The 1364-nt window shown below is 57.3% G+C and carries 1 protein-coding gene, 3 tRNA genes and 2 rRNA genes; all 6 read right to left on the reverse strand.

Annotated features, from left to right (window positions below; all coding sequences use genetic code 11):
- The coding region (locus M3I53_RS37860) for a GTP-binding protein (protein ID WP_254320704.1) at positions 1 to 270 on the reverse strand (270 nt) is incomplete at its 3' end.
- Positions 271 to 378: 108 nt separating this feature from the next.
- Positions 379 to 453 (reverse strand) — tRNA-Thr (locus M3I53_RS37865).
- Positions 454 to 486: 33 nt separating this feature from the next.
- A tRNA-Gly gene (locus tag M3I53_RS37870) sits at positions 487 to 560 on the reverse strand.
- Between the two features lie 75 nt (positions 561 to 635).
- Positions 636 to 721, reverse strand: a tRNA-Tyr gene (locus M3I53_RS37875).
- A gap of 143 nt (positions 722 to 864) precedes the next feature.
- A 5S ribosomal RNA gene (gene rrf, locus M3I53_RS37880) occupies positions 865 to 978 on the reverse strand.
- A gap of 168 nt (positions 979 to 1146) precedes the next feature.
- A 23S ribosomal RNA gene (locus M3I53_RS37885) occupies positions 1147 to 1364 on the reverse strand; the annotation flags it as partial.

The raw sequence follows: 1364 nt of genomic DNA on the forward strand, positions 1-1364 counted from the left end.
CTTCACGTAGTCAGCGTGGCCCGGGCAGTCGACGTGTGCGTAGTGGCGGTTAGCCGTTTCGTACTCGACGTGCGCGGTGTTGATGGTAATACCACGTGCCTTTTCTTCCGGCGCTGCGTCGATCTGGTCGTACGCCTTCGCCTCGCCGCCGAACTTGGCGGTCAGAACCGTCGTGATCGCTGCCGTCAGCGTGGTCTTGCCGTGGTCAACGTGACCGATCGTGCCCACGTTCACGTGCGGCTTGGTCCGCTCAAACTTACCCTTGGCCATTTTCGACTCCTAAGAGGATTTTTCCGTACGTTGCGCGGGGCGCGCAAACAATCACTGGCTTGCTGCTGCCTGCTCGATGCGGGGCTTGAGACGCCCGCTAGATCCGGCTGGTGCCCATGGGCAGGATCGAACTGCCGACCTCTCCCTTACCAAGGGAGTGCTCTACCACTGAGCCACATGGGCGAAAACTGCTCTGGAACCGCTTTATTGCTTCGCTGGAGCGGGTGAAGGGAATCGAACCCTCGTCGTAAGCTTGGAAGGCTTCTGCTCTACCATTGAGCTACACCCGCGAGGTTCGCCGGCCATTTCGATCGCGCAACGGCTAGCGCAATCTTTACCGGCCCATCACTGCTACAGCTGAATTCTGGTGGAGGAGGTTGGATTCGAACCAACGTAGGCGTAAGCCAACAGATTTACAGTCTGCCCCCTTTAGCCACTCGGGCACCCCTCCGCAGAGAACTGATGATTATGGGGGAACATCCGAATCGTGTCAAGCACTTTGTTCGGCGTCGATTCCATAACGCTCTCACTTATAGGGAGAGCGGAAAGGCAAAAACCCCGGCTTTTTAGGGCCGGGGTCTTGCTTGTAGAGGAGCCTGACGATTACCTACTTTCACACGGGCAATCCGCACTATCATCGGCGTGGAGCTGTTTCACGGTCCTGTTCGGGATGGGAAGGGGTGGGACCAGCTCGCTATGGTCATCAGGCATGACGGGTTGCTGCGTCGACTCGGGTCTTTCGGACCTGGCGCCACAGCCAATCGGGAAGAAGCGTAAAGAGGTGTGTTTGGGGTTGTGTTGTTTAATCTGGCACAACACTGATCACTCAACCCGTGCGTCCTGCCCACCCACGCGGGGCGGAGGCACACCTGTTATAGGATCAAGCCTTACGGGCAATTAGTATCAGTTAGCTTAACGCATTACTGCGCTTCCACACCTGACCTATCAACGTCCTGGTCTCGAACGACCCTTCAAGGGGCTCGAAGCCCCGGGGATATCTCATCTCAAGGCGAGTTTCCCGCTTAGATGCTTTCAGCGGTTATCTCTTCCGAACATAGCTACCCGGCGATGCCACTGGCGTGACAACCGGTACA

The organism is Paraburkholderia sp. CNPSo 3272, from assembly GCF_024206495.1.
Classification (GTDB): Bacteria; Pseudomonadota; Gammaproteobacteria; order Burkholderiales; family Burkholderiaceae; genus Paraburkholderia.